Origin of the sequence: Variovorax sp. V116 (genome assembly GCF_041154435.1) — a bacterium.
In the GTDB taxonomy this organism is placed as follows: Bacteria; Pseudomonadota; Gammaproteobacteria; order Burkholderiales; family Burkholderiaceae_C; genus Variovorax; species Variovorax paradoxus.
The window spans coordinates 113402-127708 of the sequence record NZ_AP028661.1 but is presented as its reverse complement, the minus strand read 5'-3'; the positions used below and the strand labels follow the sequence as shown (position 1 = coordinate 127708).

The 14307-nt window shown below is 65.9% G+C and carries 13 protein-coding genes; 6 read left to right on the top strand and 7 right to left on the bottom strand.

Annotation, left to right across the window (positions count from 1 at the left end; translation table 11 throughout):
* Nucleotides 1-9 precede the first annotated feature (9 nt).
* The 3 genes from ACAM58_RS00625 to ACAM58_RS00615 form a co-directional block, all read right to left on the bottom strand.
* Complete coding sequence (locus ACAM58_RS00625; protein ID WP_278878950.1) at nt 10-1257, bottom strand: metallophosphoesterase; 1248 nt, start codon at nt 1255-1257, stop codon at nt 10-12.
* Nucleotides 1258-1388: 131 nt separating this feature from the next.
* Nucleotides 1389-1877 (bottom strand): hypothetical protein, encoded by a 489-nt coding sequence (locus ACAM58_RS00620; protein WP_012745172.1) that lies wholly within the window; start codon nt 1875-1877, stop codon nt 1389-1391.
* 129 nt (nt 1878-2006) lie between these two features.
* Nucleotides 2007-2519: a hypothetical protein gene (locus ACAM58_RS00615; protein ID WP_012745171.1), complete on the bottom strand. Its 513-nt coding sequence runs from the start codon at nt 2517-2519 to the stop codon at nt 2007-2009.
* A gap of 302 nt (nt 2520-2821) precedes the next feature.
* Between ACAM58_RS00615 and ACAM58_RS00610 the strand changes: the two genes are divergently transcribed.
* Nucleotides 2822-3109, top strand: coding sequence for a hypothetical protein (locus ACAM58_RS00610; protein ID WP_012745170.1), 288 nt, complete (start codon nt 2822-2824; stop codon nt 3107-3109).
* Between the two features lie 99 nt (nt 3110-3208).
* Here the strand turns inward: ACAM58_RS00610 and ACAM58_RS00605 are convergent, their stop codons facing one another.
* From ACAM58_RS00605 to dnaA, 4 genes are all read right to left on the bottom strand, one after another.
* Nucleotides 3209-4096, bottom strand: coding sequence for a cupin domain-containing protein (locus tag ACAM58_RS00605; RefSeq protein ID WP_369663879.1), 888 nt, complete (start codon nt 4094-4096; stop codon nt 3209-3211).
* Nucleotides 4097-4482: 386 nt separating this feature from the next.
* Nucleotides 4483-7107, bottom strand: coding sequence for a DNA topoisomerase (ATP-hydrolyzing) subunit B (gene gyrB, locus ACAM58_RS00600; protein WP_012745168.1), 2625 nt, complete (start codon nt 7105-7107; stop codon nt 4483-4485).
* A gap of 134 nt (nt 7108-7241) precedes the next feature.
* A complete protein-coding gene (gene dnaN / locus ACAM58_RS00595) occupies nt 7242-8348 on the bottom strand; it encodes a DNA polymerase III subunit beta (protein ID WP_012745167.1) in 1107 nt (368 codons plus the stop codon).
* Nucleotides 8349-8437: 89 nt separating this feature from the next.
* Entirely contained in the window at nt 8438-9817 is a 1380-nt protein-coding gene (gene dnaA, locus ACAM58_RS00590; protein WP_012745166.1) for a chromosomal replication initiator protein DnaA, read from the bottom strand.
* 287 nt (nt 9818-10104) lie between these two features.
* On the opposite strand from dnaA, the gene rpmH reads away from it, so the two are divergent.
* The 5 genes from rpmH (at nt 10105) to mnmE (ending at nt 14223) form a co-directional block, all read left to right on the top strand.
* The gene (rpmH, locus tag ACAM58_RS00585; RefSeq protein ID WP_007834827.1) at nt 10105-10239 is read left to right on the top strand and encodes a 50S ribosomal protein L34; all 135 of its coding nucleotides are present in this window, start codon (nt 10105-10107) and stop codon (nt 10237-10239) included.
* 101 nt (nt 10240-10340) lie between these two features.
* On the top strand, nt 10341-10760 hold the full coding sequence (locus tag ACAM58_RS00580) for a ribonuclease P protein component (RefSeq protein ID WP_369663878.1): 420 nt from the start codon (nt 10341-10343) through the stop codon (nt 10758-10760).
* On the top strand, nt 10757-11044 hold the full coding sequence (gene yidD / locus ACAM58_RS00575; RefSeq protein WP_015868039.1) for a membrane protein insertion efficiency factor YidD: 288 nt from the start codon (nt 10757-10759) through the stop codon (nt 11042-11044). Before ACAM58_RS00580 ends, yidD begins: the two co-directional genes overlap by 4 nt.
* On the top strand, nt 11041-12738 hold the full coding sequence (yidC, locus tag ACAM58_RS00570) for a membrane protein insertase YidC (RefSeq protein ID WP_062363864.1): 1698 nt from the start codon (nt 11041-11043) through the stop codon (nt 12736-12738). The genes yidD and yidC overlap by 4 nt, the downstream gene beginning before the upstream one ends.
* 69 nt (nt 12739-12807) lie before the next feature.
* Nucleotides 12808-14223, top strand: a complete 1416-nt coding sequence (gene mnmE / locus ACAM58_RS00565) for a tRNA uridine-5-carboxymethylaminomethyl(34) synthesis GTPase MnmE (RefSeq protein WP_015868037.1) — start codon at nt 12808-12810, stop codon at nt 14221-14223.
* The last annotated feature ends 84 nt before the right edge of the window (nt 14224-14307 follow it).

Here is a 14307-nt window from a genome sequence, read left to right as displayed (position 1 = left end):
GCCGGCGCGTCAGCCGCGCGCCATCACCAGCGTCAGCAGCGTGATCTCGGACGGCGCGCCAAAACGCTTGGGCGGCCCCCAGTAGCCGGTGCCGCGGCTCACGTAGACCCACATGTCGTGCAGCCGGTGCAGGCCGGCGGTGAAGGGCTGCTGCATCGGCACGAACAGGTTCCACGGAAAGAACTGGCCGCCGTGCGTGTGGCCCGACAGCTGCAGCTGGTAGCCGGCCTGGGCCGCCAGCGTCGCGCTGCGTGGCTGGTGCGCGAGCAGCACCCGCGTGTGCACCAGCGGCGGCGCGTCGAACAGCGCCAGGTGCGGATCGCTGGCGTGCGCGGCATCGAAATGGCCGGCGGTGTAGTCGGTCACGCCCGCCAGCACCAGCTGGCTCTCGAACAGCTCTTCGTCGTTCTGGGCGCCCCGCACGTTGCGCGTCTGCAGCACCACGTGCTCGTTGAGCAGCACCTTCAGGCCCAGCCTGCGCAGCTCGTCGATCCATGCGTGCGCGCCGGCGTAGTACTCGTGATTGCCGGTGACCACGAAAGTGCCGTGCTTCGCACGCAGCCCCGCCAGCGGCGCGATGTGCTCGCGCAGCTCGGCCACGCTGCCGTCCACCAGGTCGCCGGTGATCGCGATGGCATCGGCGCCGAGCCGGTTCACCGCATCGACGATGCGCTGGATGTAGGCGCTCCTGATCGTGGGGCCGACGTGGATGTCGCTGAGCTGCGCGATCGTGAAGCCCTCGAGCGCCGCCGGCAGGCCGCGGATCGGAACCTCCACGCGCTTCACGTCCGCGGTGCGGCGGGCATTGAGAAAACCCACCATCGACACCAGCGTGGCCAGCACCAGCACGGCCATTGCGCTCCATGGCAGCACGGCATGCCAGGGCACCGGCGCGCCGAACAGCACGCTCGCCAGCCAGGCGAGCAGCAGGCCCGCGTCGCGCAGCAGCGTCGACACGAACAGCGAGGAGAACCAGCCCATGCTGATGAGCCCCGTCCACTGGAGCAGTTCGCCCGCCGAGGCGCCGCGCTCCCTGCCGCGCGAGACAAAGGGCAGCGGGATCGTCAGGGCCGAGATGGCGAGCGCGGCCAGCGCGAGCGGCCAGGCCGGCGTGAGCATGGCCAGCGCGGGCAGCAGCCGCAGCGCAATGTAGACATGCAGGAGCGCGGTGAGCACGCTCAGGGAACGTATCGGCATGGGGGCAATGGGAACGGGCGTGGCCCGGGACACGGCATCTGCAAGGCGCATGCCGCGCATTCAAGGCGGTCTCCGGCCGCTGCCTCGCTATTTTTTCTATAGCGCCGGGCAGCCGGATAGCGTGCGCTGCGGTCGAAGCGGGCGGCGAGGCTCCCGTTGCGCCGCGCCGCCACCGGGCCGGCGCTCGCCAGTCACTGCACCGCGCGCGTGCCGGCAGAAGCCATATCGGTGCCCGCCGGCCAGACGAATGCCACCCGAGCGGGCGCGCCGGGCCTGACCTGCAGCGTCTGCTTGAGCGTGTTTCCACGCAAGCGAGCCTCCACTTCATAGGTGCCGGGGTCGAGCCGCGCCACCATGAACGGACCGGCCGACTCCACGTTGTCGAGCAGCACCGTGCCATGGCTGTCGCGCACGGTCACGCGCACGTCGGAGGCGAACTCGGCGCCCGCGTGGTCCTTGATCGCGAATTCGAAGGTGGCCGGCCAGCGCGGCGCCACCGTCTCCATCAGCTTGGCCTCGTCGCTGCCGATGCCGCCGCTCATGTATTCGATGCCGTGCGCCATGCGGATCGGCGGGTTGACCGTCGCGTGTGCCGAAGAAGAAAGCGCCGCGAGGAGAACGGCGCCGCACAGCATGGCGGCCGCGAGAGGCCGCGCATGCGATGAAATCCGGGGGGTCATGTCTGGGTCCTTTCTTCCTTGTCTGCGTGGCCGGGGAAGGCCACGTGCGCCACTGTGCGGCGCACGGCTTAGGCAAGGCTTAACGAAAAGGTCCAGGCCCGGCCGGGCCGGGAAGGAAAGGGAGGAAGCTCAGCGCGCCGCCGAGGTCTGCGCGAGCGCCTGCGGCATCGGCGGCATCACCGAGGCCATGTCGAAGTTCGACGGCCACATGAACACTGCCCGGGCCGGCACGCCTGCAATCACCGTCAGCGTCTGTGTCATCGTGAGGCCGCCGAGCGTCACGTTCACGTCGTAGGCGCCCGGGTCCAGCCGCGCGAGCATGTAGGGCCCCTGCGACTGCGCCTCCATCACGGGGCGGCCCGTGTACTTCTCGCGCACCTGGACCGCCGCGCGCGCGGGGAAGCTGCCGCGCTGCGCGCTGTCGTTGATACCGAACTCGATGGTGGCTGCCCAGCGCGGCGAGACCATCTGCATGAAGGCCGCCTCGGCCTTGTTCGTGCCGCCGCACATGTATTCGACGCCCTGCGCCATCTGGATGGGCGGGTTCGAGAACGCATGGGCCGATGTCATCGCCCCGAAGAATGCTGCTGTGCCGCCCAGTACCAATGCAGCCATCGGCTGCCGCAGACGCATAAGGTTCATTGCTTCGAGTCCTCGATCATGGGGTGACGTGAAATCCGTCGAGGATTTTGCTTAGCAAGAGTCGGGCTAGATATAGCGTTTACGAGGAAGGATCTTCGGGGAAGGACTGAACGCTATTGTTTTAATAGCTGATGACAGACGTGTGACGGGCGTCGGCGCCCTTTCGGAGGCTCCTCCCTGTGAAAACCCTGAGAAGCCGCCGCTGTGGGCCCGATTCGACGCGGTGCACGTCATCGGCGCCTACAGAGGTGCACCGTACCGCTCGTTATGAAGAAAGTTCGTACAGCAGAAAGGAGCTTCAAATGACCATTGGATCCAGGATCGAGGCAATCAAGCAGAAGGACGCGCGGCGGCCCGGCTTCCCGGGCGAGCACCTTGCCGTGCTCGGCACAGGTGTCCTGCTGCTGCTGACCGCGGGGCGCAGCCACTCCCTGGCGCGCCGCCTGCTGGCGGGCGCCGCCGGCGGTGCGCTGGTCGGCCGCGCGGCCAGCGGAACCGGCGGGCTGGCACGCGTCGCGCAAATGATGCACGGTGGCCGGGGCGAGCGGAGCGCAGGCAGAGGCCGCGTTCACGTCCACCGGTCCATTTGAGCCAAGCCGCCTATTTGCTGAAAGAGGCGGCTGAACTCCGGGCGGTTCCGCCTGGGCTGCCGCTGATCGGGCGAATGATCGGCGGAATGGCCGGGCGTTTCAGTAGGAGCCCGGCGGCGGCGCGTGCTTGACTCGCCGTGCCGAGGTCATGCAGATGAACCGGGCCCGCGCAGCGCCGAGCCGTGCGCGGCAGGCGCCCACCAAGCCGCCGACGGCGGATTTGGCGGTATCTGCGGTGGGCGATTCGCTCGGATAGGAGGGAGACATTCCGCACTTGCGCATCAGCCGGTTCACTTGGTGAATGCGTGCCACCTTGCGCGTCGAAGCGGTGTAGAAGGTCACGCCGATCGAGATCGACAGGCGACCGCCAGGGGTGGCGGCCCGGTCGGCCGTGGATCTCGTCATGTGGGGCGAGGTGCTCGGGAAATAGACGGCATCGCCGGGCTGCGCATCGAATTCCAGCCCGCGCGGCAAGAACGCTTGGTTGAAGCGCACTTTCTGGAGCGACTGCGTGACGATGAAATCCTCCACCGCTTCCGCCGGCACGATGCTGCGGTCGCGGTGGTCCCAGACGTTGAGGATCTTGTGGCCATGCAACTGCAGCCAGAAGTTGTTCTCGCGATCGATGTGAAAGGGCGTGACGGAAGGCGGCGCAGAGAAGAAAACGAATCCGTTCACCCTGAAGATGTCCGGCTGCTCGCGCTCGACGAGGGAGCGCATCGAATTCACCACCGACATCAGCAGGGCCTGGTAGCGCGGGATGACTTCGATGTTGTAGAAGGCCACCGACGAACCTGGCTCCTCCACGCGCTTGAAGAATTCCGCGATGCTGCGCCCGTCGGGCGGCCGGCTGTCGTGCGCGAGCCTGGAAGCGACCGTCCTGTCGGGGTTCATGAACCTGCACTGGTCCAGCTTCGAGAGTTCCATCCCGAGCCTCACGAGCTCGGGCACCTGGAACAGCGGATGCTCGTGGAAGTTGTGGTGCATCGGCGTGATCCTCTGGGTAGAGAAGCTGCCGGGATCGTCCGTCCACACCCGATACGTCGTTTCCGAAGCCCCGACGGAATTCATGCTGGTGACGCACATCGCACCCTCCAGATCGCTTCTGGGCGCCTTTTCCCTCAAACAAGGTCAAGGCAAAGTCCGCGAGCAAAAGTAATACTTTGGAACTCAATTATGAGATTAACTGCTGACTTTTGCCTGACAAAACAGGGCCTATTGGTGAAAGTACCTATGGGCGACTAAAGGGCTATCGGAGTGGGTTGGCGCGCGTGGCAGGTTGGCGGGCCTGTGGCTCGAAGAAACAAAAAAAACGCCCGGCAATACCGGGCGCTCTTTTTTGTTTCACCGACGCTGTCGGATTTCTTCAGCGATCAGACGTCGATATTCGCCGCCCGCAGCGCGTTCTGCTCGATGAATTCGCGGCGCGGCTCGACCTCGTCGCCCATCAGCATGGTGAACACGCGGTCGGCTTCGATCGCGTCGTCGATCTGCACGCGCAGCAGGCGGCGCACGGTCGGGTCCATGGTGGTTTCCCACAGCTGTGCGGGGTTCATTTCGCCCAGGCCCTTGTAGCGCTGTCGCGAGGTGGCGTTCTCGGCCTGGCCGATGAGCCACTTCATGGCGATGCGGAAGTCGGCCACCTTTTCTTCCTTGGCGCGCTCGCCTTCGCCGCGGCGGACGGTGGCGCCCTCGCTGCTCAGGAGGTTGCGGAAGGTGTTGGCGGCTTCGGCGAGCGCGGCGTAGTCGGCGCCGTGCACGAAGTCCTGCGTGAGCACGCTGCTCTTGATGTTGCCGTGGTGGCGGCGGCTGATGCGCAGGAGCGGCTTGTCGGTGCGGGCGTCGAACTCGCTGCTCACCTCGGCCGGCACGCCGGTGGTGTTGAGCTCGCGCAGCTTGGCCTGCAGCGCCACGGCCGAGGCTTCGGCCGCGGGCGTGGTGTCGAGATCGAGCGCCACGCCGTCGGCAATGGCGCGCAGGGCCTCGGCATCCATGAAGTTGCGCAGCCGCGCGATCACGGCTTCGGCCAGCTGGTGCTTGCGCGCGAGCTCGGCCAGCGTGTCGCCGGAGAGGGTGGTCGAGTTGGGGCCGCCGGTCTCGATGCTCGCGTCCTTCAGCGCCACCTTGAGCAGGAAGGCGTCCAGCGCGGGGCCGTCCTTCAGGTACTGCTCTTCCTTGCCGACCTTCACCTTGTACAGCGGCGGCTGCGCGATGTAGATGTGGCCGCGCTCGACCAGCTCCGGCATCTGCCGGTAGAAGAAGGTGAGCAGCAGCGTGCGGATGTGGGCGCCGTCGACGTCGGCGTCGGTCATGATGATGATGCGGTGGTAGCGCAGCTTGGCGACGTTGAAGTCGTCCGCCCCGCCGCCCGCGCTGGTGGCGCCGGCACGGCCGATGCCGGTGCCCAGGGCCGTGATCATGGTGAGGATTTCGTTGCTGGTGAGCAGCTTCTCGTAGCGCGCCTTTTCCACGTTCAGGATCTTGCCGCGCAGCGGCAGGATGGCCTGGAACTTCCGGTCGCGGCCCTGCTTGGCGGAGCCGCCGGCGGAGTCGCCCTCCACCAGGTAGACCTCGCACAGCGCGGGATCCTTTTCCTGGCAGTCGGCCAGCTTGCCGGGCAGGCCCATGCCGTCGAGCACGCCCTTGCGGCGCGTCATCTCGCGGGCCTTGCGCGCAGCCTCGCGGGCGCGGGCGGCCTCGACGATCTTGCCGCAGATGATCTTGGCGTCGTTCGGGCGTTCCTGCAGGTAGTCGGTCAGGAGGCGCCCGACGATGTCTTCCACCGGCGCGCGCACTTCGCTGGACACCAGCTTGTCCTTGGTCTGGCTCGAGAACTTGGGCTCGGGCACCTTCACGCTCAGCACGCAGCACAGGCCTTCGCGCATGTCGTCGCCGGTGACTTCGACCTTGGCCTTCTTGGCGAACTCGTTCTCTTCGATGTACTTGTTGATGACGCGGGTCATCGCGGCGCGCAGGCCCGTGAGGTGGGTGCCGCCGTCACGCTGCGGGATGTTGTTGGTGAAGCACAGCACCTGCTCGTTGTAGCCGCTGTTCCACTGCATCGCCACTTCGACGCCGATGTGCGTGCCCGGGATGCCGCCGTAGGTGTCGGCCGGCTTCTCGCCCATTGCGTAGAACACGTTGGGGTGCAGGACGGTCTTGCCCTTGTTGATGAAATCGACAAAGCCCTTGACGCCGCCGGCGCCCGAGAAGTCGTCTTCCTTGCCGCTGCGCTCGTCCTTCAGGCGGATGCGCACGCCGTTGTTCAGGAAGCTCAGCTCGCGCAGCCGCTTGGAGAGGATTTCGTAGTGGAAATCGGCGTTCTCCTTGAAGATCTCGGTGTCGGGCAGGAAGTGGACTTCGGTGCCGCGCTTGTCGGTCTCCCCGATGATCCGCATCGGCGACACCTCGACGCCGTTCACGGTCTCGATCAGGCGGTTCTGCACGAAGCCGCGGCTGAATTCGAGCTCGTGGATCTTGCCTTCGCGCCGCACCACCAGGCGCAGCATCACGCTCAGCGCGTTCACGCAGCTCACGCCCACGCCGTGCAGGCCGCCCGACACCTTGTAGCTGTTCTGGTTGAACTTGCCGCCCGCGTGCAGCTCGGTGAGCGCGATTTCGGAGGCCGAGCGCTTGGGCTCGTGCTTGTCGTCCATCTTCACGCCCGTGGGAATGCCGCGGCCGTTGTCGGTGACGGAGATCGAGTTGTCGGTGTGGATGGTCACGACGATGTCGTCGCAGTGGCCGGCCAGCGCCTCGTCGATGGAGTTGTCGACCACCTCGAACACCAGGTGGTGCAGGCCCGTGCCGTCGGAGGTGTCGCCGATGTACATGCCGGGGCGCTTGCGCACCGCCTCGAGCCCTTCGAGGATCGTGATCGAGCCTTCGCCGTAGCTGGTGTCGGCGGGCGTGATCTCGATCGGTACCGCACTCTCGATCTCGGGCGTGTAGACCGGCTCGGTGTGGGGTACTTCGGGCTTGTTCTCTTCTGCACTCATTCGGATATTCCTCTATCTCTCACGGCATTCACGGGATTTCTCGGGCTCTCGGAGCCGGTTTTTCCTGCCTCTTGAAAGCGCAAACCCGCGGAGGGCCGCGGGCTGTCTGCGCAAGGCGCTGTGTTTTCTGGCTTCTAGATTCGCATCGGCATCACGACGTACTTGAAGGATGCGTTCTCGGGGATGGTCAAAAGGGCCGAGCTGTTGGAGTCGGCCAGGTCCAGCTTGACCATGTCCTGGTCCATGTTGGACAGCGCGTCGATCAGGTAGGTCACGTTGAAGCCGATCTCGATGGCGTCGCCGCCGTAGTCGATGTCGAGTTCGTCCTGGGCCTCTTCCTGCTCGGCGTTGTTCGACGCGATGCGCAGGGTGCCGGGCTCGATGTTCAGGCGCACGCCCTTGAACTTCTCGCTCGTCAGGATGGCGGTGCGCTGCAGGCTGGCCAAGAGCGGCGCGCGGCCGAGCGTGACGCTGTTCTTGTGGTTCTTGGGGATCACGCGGTTGTAGTCGGGGAACTTGCCCTCGACCAGCTTGGTGACGAACTCCATGCCGCCGAAGCTGAACTTGGCCTGGTTGTTCGCAAACTGCATCTCGATGGCGCCTTCGGCGTCCGACAGCAGGCGCTGCATCTCGAGCACGGTCTTGCGCGGAAGAATGACTTCCTGGCGCGGCACCTCGACGTCGAGCGTGGCCGACGAGAACGCCAGGCGATGGCCGTCGGTGGCCACCAGGCTCAGCTGCTTGCCTTCGGCCACGAACAGGATGCCGTTCAGGTAGTAGCGGATGTCGTGCACGGCCATGGCAAAGGAAACCTGCGAGAGCAGGTCCTTCAGCGTCTTTTGCGGCACGCTGAACACCGGGCCGAAGTTGGCGGCTTCCTGCACCAGCGGAAAGTCCTCGGCCGGCAGCGACTGCAGCGTGAAGCGGCTCTTGCCGCCCTTGAGCACCAGCTTGCTCGCGCTCGATTCGAGGCTCACGGTCTGGTCGGCCGGCATGGTGCGCAGGATGTCGATCAGCTTGCGCGCGCCGATGGTGGTGGTGAAGTTGCCTTCGTCGCCGCCGAGCTCGGCCGTGGTGCGGATCTGGATCTCGAGGTCGCTGGTGGTCAGCTGCAGCTGGCCGCCGGTCTTGCGGATCAGCACGTTGGCCAGGATCGGCAAGGTGTGGCGCCGCTCCACGATGCCAGCCACCGACTGCAGCGCGGCGAGGACCTTGTCTTGGGTTGCCTTCAAAACGATCATGTCTTCTTCCTCTTCTCTTATCTCTTTGAATCCGCCATTGAGACGCCATTCTCCGCTGTTGCGAGGGGCATGCCTGGCGACATCCGGGATCAGCCCTTGAGCGTCTGCTCGAGCACGTGCAGCTGCTGGTTGAGCTCGGTGAGCTGCTGGCGCTCGCCCGAGATCTTGCGCACCGCGTGCAGCACCGTCGTGTGGTCGCGCCCGCCGAACAGCTCGCCGATTTCGGGCAGGCTCTTCTGCGTGAGCTCCTTGGCCAGGTACATCGCGATCTGCCGCGGCCGCGCAATGCTGGCCGGGCGCTTCTTGCTGTACATGTCGGCGACCTTGATCTTGTAGTAGTCGGCCACCGTCTTCTGGATATTTTCGACCGAGATCTGCCGATTCTGGATCGACAGCAGGTCGCGCAGCGCCTCGCGCGCCAGGGCGATCGAGATCTCCTTCTGGTTGAAGCGCGAGTAGGCCAGGATCTTGCGCAGCGCCCCTTCGAGCTCGCGCACGTTGGAGCGCACGTTCTTGGCAACGAAGAAGGCCACTTCTTCCGGCATTTCGGCCGATTCGGCGCGCGCCTTGTTGATCAGGATGGCCACGCGCATTTCGAGCTCGGGCGGCTCGATGGCCACCGTGAGGCCCGAATCGAAGCGCGAGACCAGCCGCTCGTGGATGTCGGCCAGGCCCTTGGGATAGGTGTCGCTGGTCATCACGATGTGCGACTTCTTGGCCAGCAGGGCCTCGAACGCATTGAAGAATTCTTCCTGCGTGCGGTCCTTGTTGGCGAAGAACTGCACATCGTCGATCAGGAGCAGGTCGAGCGAGTGGTAGCGCTCCTTGAACTCGTCGAAAGTCTTGCGCTGATAGGCTTTGACCACATCCGAGACGAACTGCTCGGCATGGATGTAGAGAACTTTGGAATCCGGGCGGTCGGCCAGCAGCCGGTTGCCCACCGCGTGCATCAGGTGGGTCTTGCCCAGGCCGACGCCGCCGTAGATGAACAGCGGGTTGTACAGGTGGCCCGGCATGCCGGCCACGTGCATGGCGGCGGCGCGCGCCATGCGGTTGGCCGTGCCCTCCACCAGGGTGTCGAAGGTGAGGCCCGAATTCAGCCGGTTCTTGAAGCCGGCGTTGGCGGGCTCCTCGCCCGGGCCGGCCACGTCGCGCGGCACGTCGGTTTCGGCCAGCACGGCAACCGGGGCAGAGCGTACGGGCGCTTCTCGCGGAGCAAGCGCTAACTCAACCGCGACCGGCTGGCCGTACATCTTCTCGGCCATGGCGGCAATCTTGCCGGCGTACTGGGCCCGGATCCAGTCGAGCTTGAAGCGGTTGGCAACGAACACCGTCATGCGCGAAAGGTCGTCGGCGACCTGCGCTGTCAGGGGCTTGATCCAGGTGTTGAACTGCTGCTCGGACAACTCCTGCGCGAGTTGGTCGACGCAGGCTTGCCAGAGGCTTTCGCCGATGCCGTCAGTGGACATGGGCGCTTGAAAAAATGGTGAAACCCTCGGGCATTTTTTGGTATATGTATTGTGGATATTCTCTGCTGAAGGCGCTCGGCATTCTAACTTGTCAAAACCTTATCCACACGCCAGCGGCGGCGGTGAAAGGCCCGCAAATCCAGTCGAAGATTGTTCAGGGCCCGAATGTTTGCGATAATTGCGGGTTTCCCTGAAAACCTCATTGCGTCTTTCGGGGGCCAATCCGAAACACGCTCTCCGGCGCCCGCGGCTTTTTCGCCTGCGGAAACAGGGAATCAGGAACCATCATGAAACGCACATACCAAGCATCCAAAGTCCGCCGCGCCCGTACCCACGGCTTTCTGGTCCGCATGAAGACCCGCGGCGGCCGTGCCGTCATCAACGCACGCCGCGCCAAGGGCCGCAAGCGCCTGGCCGTCTGACGGCAGCCCGCCTGCCGTTGCCAGCAGCCGAACCGCCAGCGCCAGCTCCTGCAGCCAGCGCTTCTGGCCCGACCCGTAACGGCGGACGCGGCTCGGCTTCCATGCAGCGGCTCAAGACCCGCGCGCAATTCCAGGCCGTCCTCGCAGGTGCCACCGTGGCGCGCACTGCTCATTTCGCATTGCATCGCTGTGCGCTCGATCTTTCGTCGAGCGCACAGCCGTTGTTCGCGTCCGACGATGTCTGGCTGGGCGCCATGGTGCCCAAGCGCTGGGCGCGCCGCGCGGTCACGCGCAATGCCATCAAGCGACAGATCTACACCGTGAGCGCCGCGCCCGGCGCCGGCCTGCCGCGTGCTGCGCACGTGGTGCGCCTGCGCGCGGGTTTCGACCGCAAGGAATTCGTGAGCGCCTCTTCGGACAAGCTCAAGGGTGCCGTTCGGGCTGAACTCCAGCAGTTGCTGGCGCGCGCCGCGCGTGCGCCGGTGCCGCCGGCCGTGCCCTCTTCTCCCTCCTCCACATGAAACGCCTGCTGATCGGCCTCGTGAAGGGCTATCGCCTGCTGCTGAGCCCCTGGCTCGGCCAGTCGTGCCGCTTCACGCCGACCTGCTCGGTGTATTCGATCGAGGCGCTGGAAGTGCACGGCGCGCTCAAGGGCAGCTATCTCACGCTGCACCGCATCGCGCGCTGCCAGCCCTGGTGCCAGGGCGGGCACGATCCGGTTCCTCCGGCATCACAGTGTCGTACTGACAAGTCAGGCTCACTGTTTTCGTCTCTCCTCTCCTCCGACAAGAAGTCTTCGTCATGAACGATATCCGCCGCACGATCCTGTGGGTGATTTTTGGTTTCTCGCTGGTGCTGCTGTGGGACCAATGGCAGGTCTTCAACGGCAACAAGCCGACCTTCCTGCCCTCGAGCAAGCCGGCCGCCGTGGCCTCCGCTCCGGCGGGCGCCGCCGCACCCGCTGCCGGCAACGGCGTGCCCAGCGCGTCCGCCGCCACGGGCAGCGCCGGCGCCGTGCCCACGCAGGCCGCCGCGGCCGCGCCGCGCGAGCAGGTCAACGTGACCACCGACCTGTTCAAGGCGGTGATCGACAGCGAAGGCGCCACGGTCAACTACCTCGAACTGCTCAAGTACGACGAGGCCGACCGCACCAAGCACGTCGTGCTGTTCGAGAACGCCTCGCCGGCCACCCGCTACGTGGCGCAGACCGGCCTGCTGAACCCGGTCGATTCGGGCGAGCGCTTCCCCAACCACCTGACGCCGATGGCGCCCAAGGCCGGTCCGCGCGAAATGCCCGAAGGCCAGAACACGCTGGAAGTGAGCTTCGAAAGCGCGCCGGTCGGCGGCCTGAAATACGTCAAGACCTACGTCTTCAAGCGCGGCGACTACGCCATCGGCGTGCGCCATGAAGTCGTCAACGTGAGCGACCAGCCGCGCGATGCGCAGCTCTACATGCAGCTGCTGCGCCACGGCACCGTGGCCGCCGGCACCATGTTCGGCACCAACACCTTCACCGGCCCGGCCGCCTACACCAACGAGAAGAAGTTCCACAAGCTCGACTTCAAGGACATTGCCAAGGGCAAGATCGAGCCGCCGCCGCCCGCCAACGACGGCTGGATCGCGATGGTGCAGCATTACTTCGCGTCGGCCTGGCTGCTCAAGGGCGACCCGGCCAGCGAACAGCTGCGCCGCGAGTTCCGCGTGAAGGACCTGGGCGACAACCTCTACACCGTCGCCATGGTGGCGACGCTGCCGAAGATCGCTCCGGGCGCCACGCAGGTCGTGAACAGCGCGCTGTTCGCCGGCCCCGAGGAAGAAAAGAAGCTCGAAGCCATCGCCCCTGGCCTGGACCTGGTCAAGGACTACGGCATCTTCGCGATCATCTCCAAGCCGCTGTACTGGCTGCTCACGCAGCTGCACGGCATCCTGGGCAACTGGGGCTGGGCCATCGTGGCGCTGGTGGTGCTGCTGAAGGCGGCCTTCTACTGGCTCAATGCCAAGGCCTACGCAAGCATGGCCAAGATGAAGGCCATCAACCCCAAGATCATGGAAATGCGCGAGCGGCTGAAGGACAAGCCGCAGGAAATGCAGCAGGAAATGATGCGGATCTACAAGACCGAGAAGGTCAATCCGATGGGCGGCTGCTTCCCGATCGTGATCCAGATCCCGGTGTTCATCGCGCTCTACTGGGTGCTGCTGTCGTCGGTCGAAATGCGCCACGCGCCGTGGATTGGCTGGATCACCGACCTGTCGGCACCGGACCCCTGGTACATCCTGCCGGTCGTGATGACGCTCACCTCGCTGTTCCAGACCTGGCTCAACCCGACGCCGCCCGATCCGATGCAGGCCAAGCTGATGTGGATCATGCCGCTCGCGTTCAGCGTGATGTTCATCTTCTTCCCGGCCGGCCTGGTGCTGTACTGGATCACCAACAACGTGCTGTCGATCGCGCAGCAGTGGTTCATCAACAAGCGGCTGGGCGTGCTGGGCACCAAGTAGCCCGCCCGCGCTCCGAACCATCCCCGAAGGGCCGCGTCAGCGGCCCTTTTTGCTGAAAGAATCCGCACCATGCTCGCCCGCACCACCGATCCCATCGTCGCCATCGCCACCGCCTCGGGGCGCGGGGCGGTCGGCATCGTGCGGGTGTCTGGCGCCCGGCTCGCGCCGCTGGTCGACGCGCTCTGCGGCCGGCCGCTCAAGCCGCGCGAAGCCACCTACCTTCCCTTTCGCGATGCGGCCGGCGAGCCGGTCGACCACGGCCTGGCCATCCACTTTCCCTCGCCCCATTCGTTCACGGGCGAAGACGTGCTCGAACTGCAGGCCCATGGCGGAACGGTCGTGCTGCAGCTGCTGCTGGCGCGCTGCCTCGAAGCCGCCGCCGAGGCCGATCCGGTCACCGGCCGGCCGCGCCTGCCTGGCCTGCGCGTGGCCGAGCCGGGCGAGTTCAGCCAGCGCGCCTTTCTCAACGGCAAGATCGACCTCGCCCAGGCCGAAGCCATTGCCGACCTGATCGACGCCAGCACCGAGGCGGCCGCGCGCAGCGCCGGGCGTTCGCTGTCGGGTGCCTTTTCGCGCGAGATCCACGCGCTGCGCGATGCGCTGATCCACCTGCGCATGCTGGTGGAGGCGACGCTCGACTTTCCGGAAGAGGAAATCGACTTTCTCCAGAAGGCCGATGCGACGGGGCAGCTGGCGAAGCTGCAGGCGCAGCTGGCGGCAGTTCAGCAGCGCGCCAAACAAGGTGCGCTGCTGCGCGAAGGCATCAAGGTGGTCATTGCGGGCCAGCCCAATGCGGGCAAGAGTTCGCTGCTCAATGCGCTGGCCGGCGCCGAGCTGGCCATCGTGAGCGCGGTGGCGGGCACGACGCGCGACGTGGTGTCCGAGACCATCCAGATCCACGGCGTGCCGCTGCACGTGGTGGACACGGCCGGCCTGCGCGAAAGCAGCGACGAGGTCGAACAGATCGGCGTGGCCCGCGCCTGGGGCCAGATCGAGGGCGCCGATGCCGTGCTGTTCCTGCACGACCTGACACGCACCGGCCAGCCCGAGTACGCCGCCGCCGACGCCGAGATCCTGCGCGTGCTGCAACACAAGCTGCCCGCGAGCGTGCCGGTGCTCGATGTCTGGAACAAGCAGGACGCCGCGCCAATGCCGGAGACGGCGGGTGCGGCCCAAGGCATCGCCCTGTCCGCCAAGACCGGCCTCGGCATCGAGGCGCTGCGCGAACAGCTGCTGGCCATGGCCGGCTGGCAGGCCGTGCCCGAGGGCGTCTACCTGGCGCGGGCGCGCCATGTGCAGGCGCTGGGCCAGGTGGAAACGCACCTGGCGCTGGCCGCGAGCCATCTGGCGGCGCAGGCGCAACTGCTCGACCTGCTGGCCGAGGAGCTTCGCCTTGCGCAGAACGCACTGAACGAAATCACCGGCGAATTCGGCGCCGACGACCTGCTGGGCGTCATCTTTTCTCGCTTCTGTATCGGCAAATAGCGACAGCTCGTCCGAAAAACGTAAAGAGTTGTAGCCGAGAACCGCGCCCTTCGCGGATACTCCGGCACAGATGCGGGGGTTTGA

Coding starts and splice junctions, on each gene's coding strand:
- ACAM58_RS00625 (WP_278878950.1), bottom strand. CDS start 1,257: ATGCGCGGCATGCGCCTTGCAGATGCCGTGTCCCGGGCCACGCCCGTT.
- ACAM58_RS00620 (WP_012745172.1), bottom strand. CDS start 1,877: ATGACCCCCCGGATTTCATCGCATGCGCGGCCTCTCGCGGCCGCCATG.
- ACAM58_RS00615 (WP_012745171.1), bottom strand. CDS start 2,519: ATGAACCTTATGCGTCTGCGGCAGCCGATGGCTGCATTGGTACTGGGC.
- ACAM58_RS00610 (WP_012745170.1), top strand. CDS start 2,822: ATGACCATTGGATCCAGGATCGAGGCAATCAAGCAGAAGGACGCGCGG.
- ACAM58_RS00605 (WP_369663879.1), bottom strand. CDS start 4,096: ATGCACCACAACTTCCACGAGCATCCGCTGTTCCAGGTGCCCGAGCTC.
- gyrB (WP_012745168.1), bottom strand. CDS start 7,107: ATGAGTGCAGAAGAGAACAAGCCCGAAGTACCCCACACCGAGCCGGTC.
- dnaN (WP_012745167.1), bottom strand. CDS start 8,348: ATGATCGTTTTGAAGGCAACCCAAGACAAGGTCCTCGCCGCGCTGCAG.
- dnaA (WP_012745166.1), bottom strand. CDS start 9,817: ATGTCCACTGACGGCATCGGCGAAAGCCTCTGGCAAGCCTGCGTCGAC.
- rpmH (WP_007834827.1), top strand. CDS start 10,105: ATGAAACGCACATACCAAGCATCCAAAGTCCGCCGCGCCCGTACCCAC.
- ACAM58_RS00580 (WP_369663878.1), top strand. CDS start 10,341: ATGCAGCGGCTCAAGACCCGCGCGCAATTCCAGGCCGTCCTCGCAGGT.
- yidD (WP_015868039.1), top strand. CDS start 10,757: ATGAAACGCCTGCTGATCGGCCTCGTGAAGGGCTATCGCCTGCTGCTG.
- yidC (WP_062363864.1), top strand. CDS start 11,041: ATGAACGATATCCGCCGCACGATCCTGTGGGTGATTTTTGGTTTCTCG.
- mnmE (WP_015868037.1), top strand. CDS start 12,808: ATGCTCGCCCGCACCACCGATCCCATCGTCGCCATCGCCACCGCCTCG.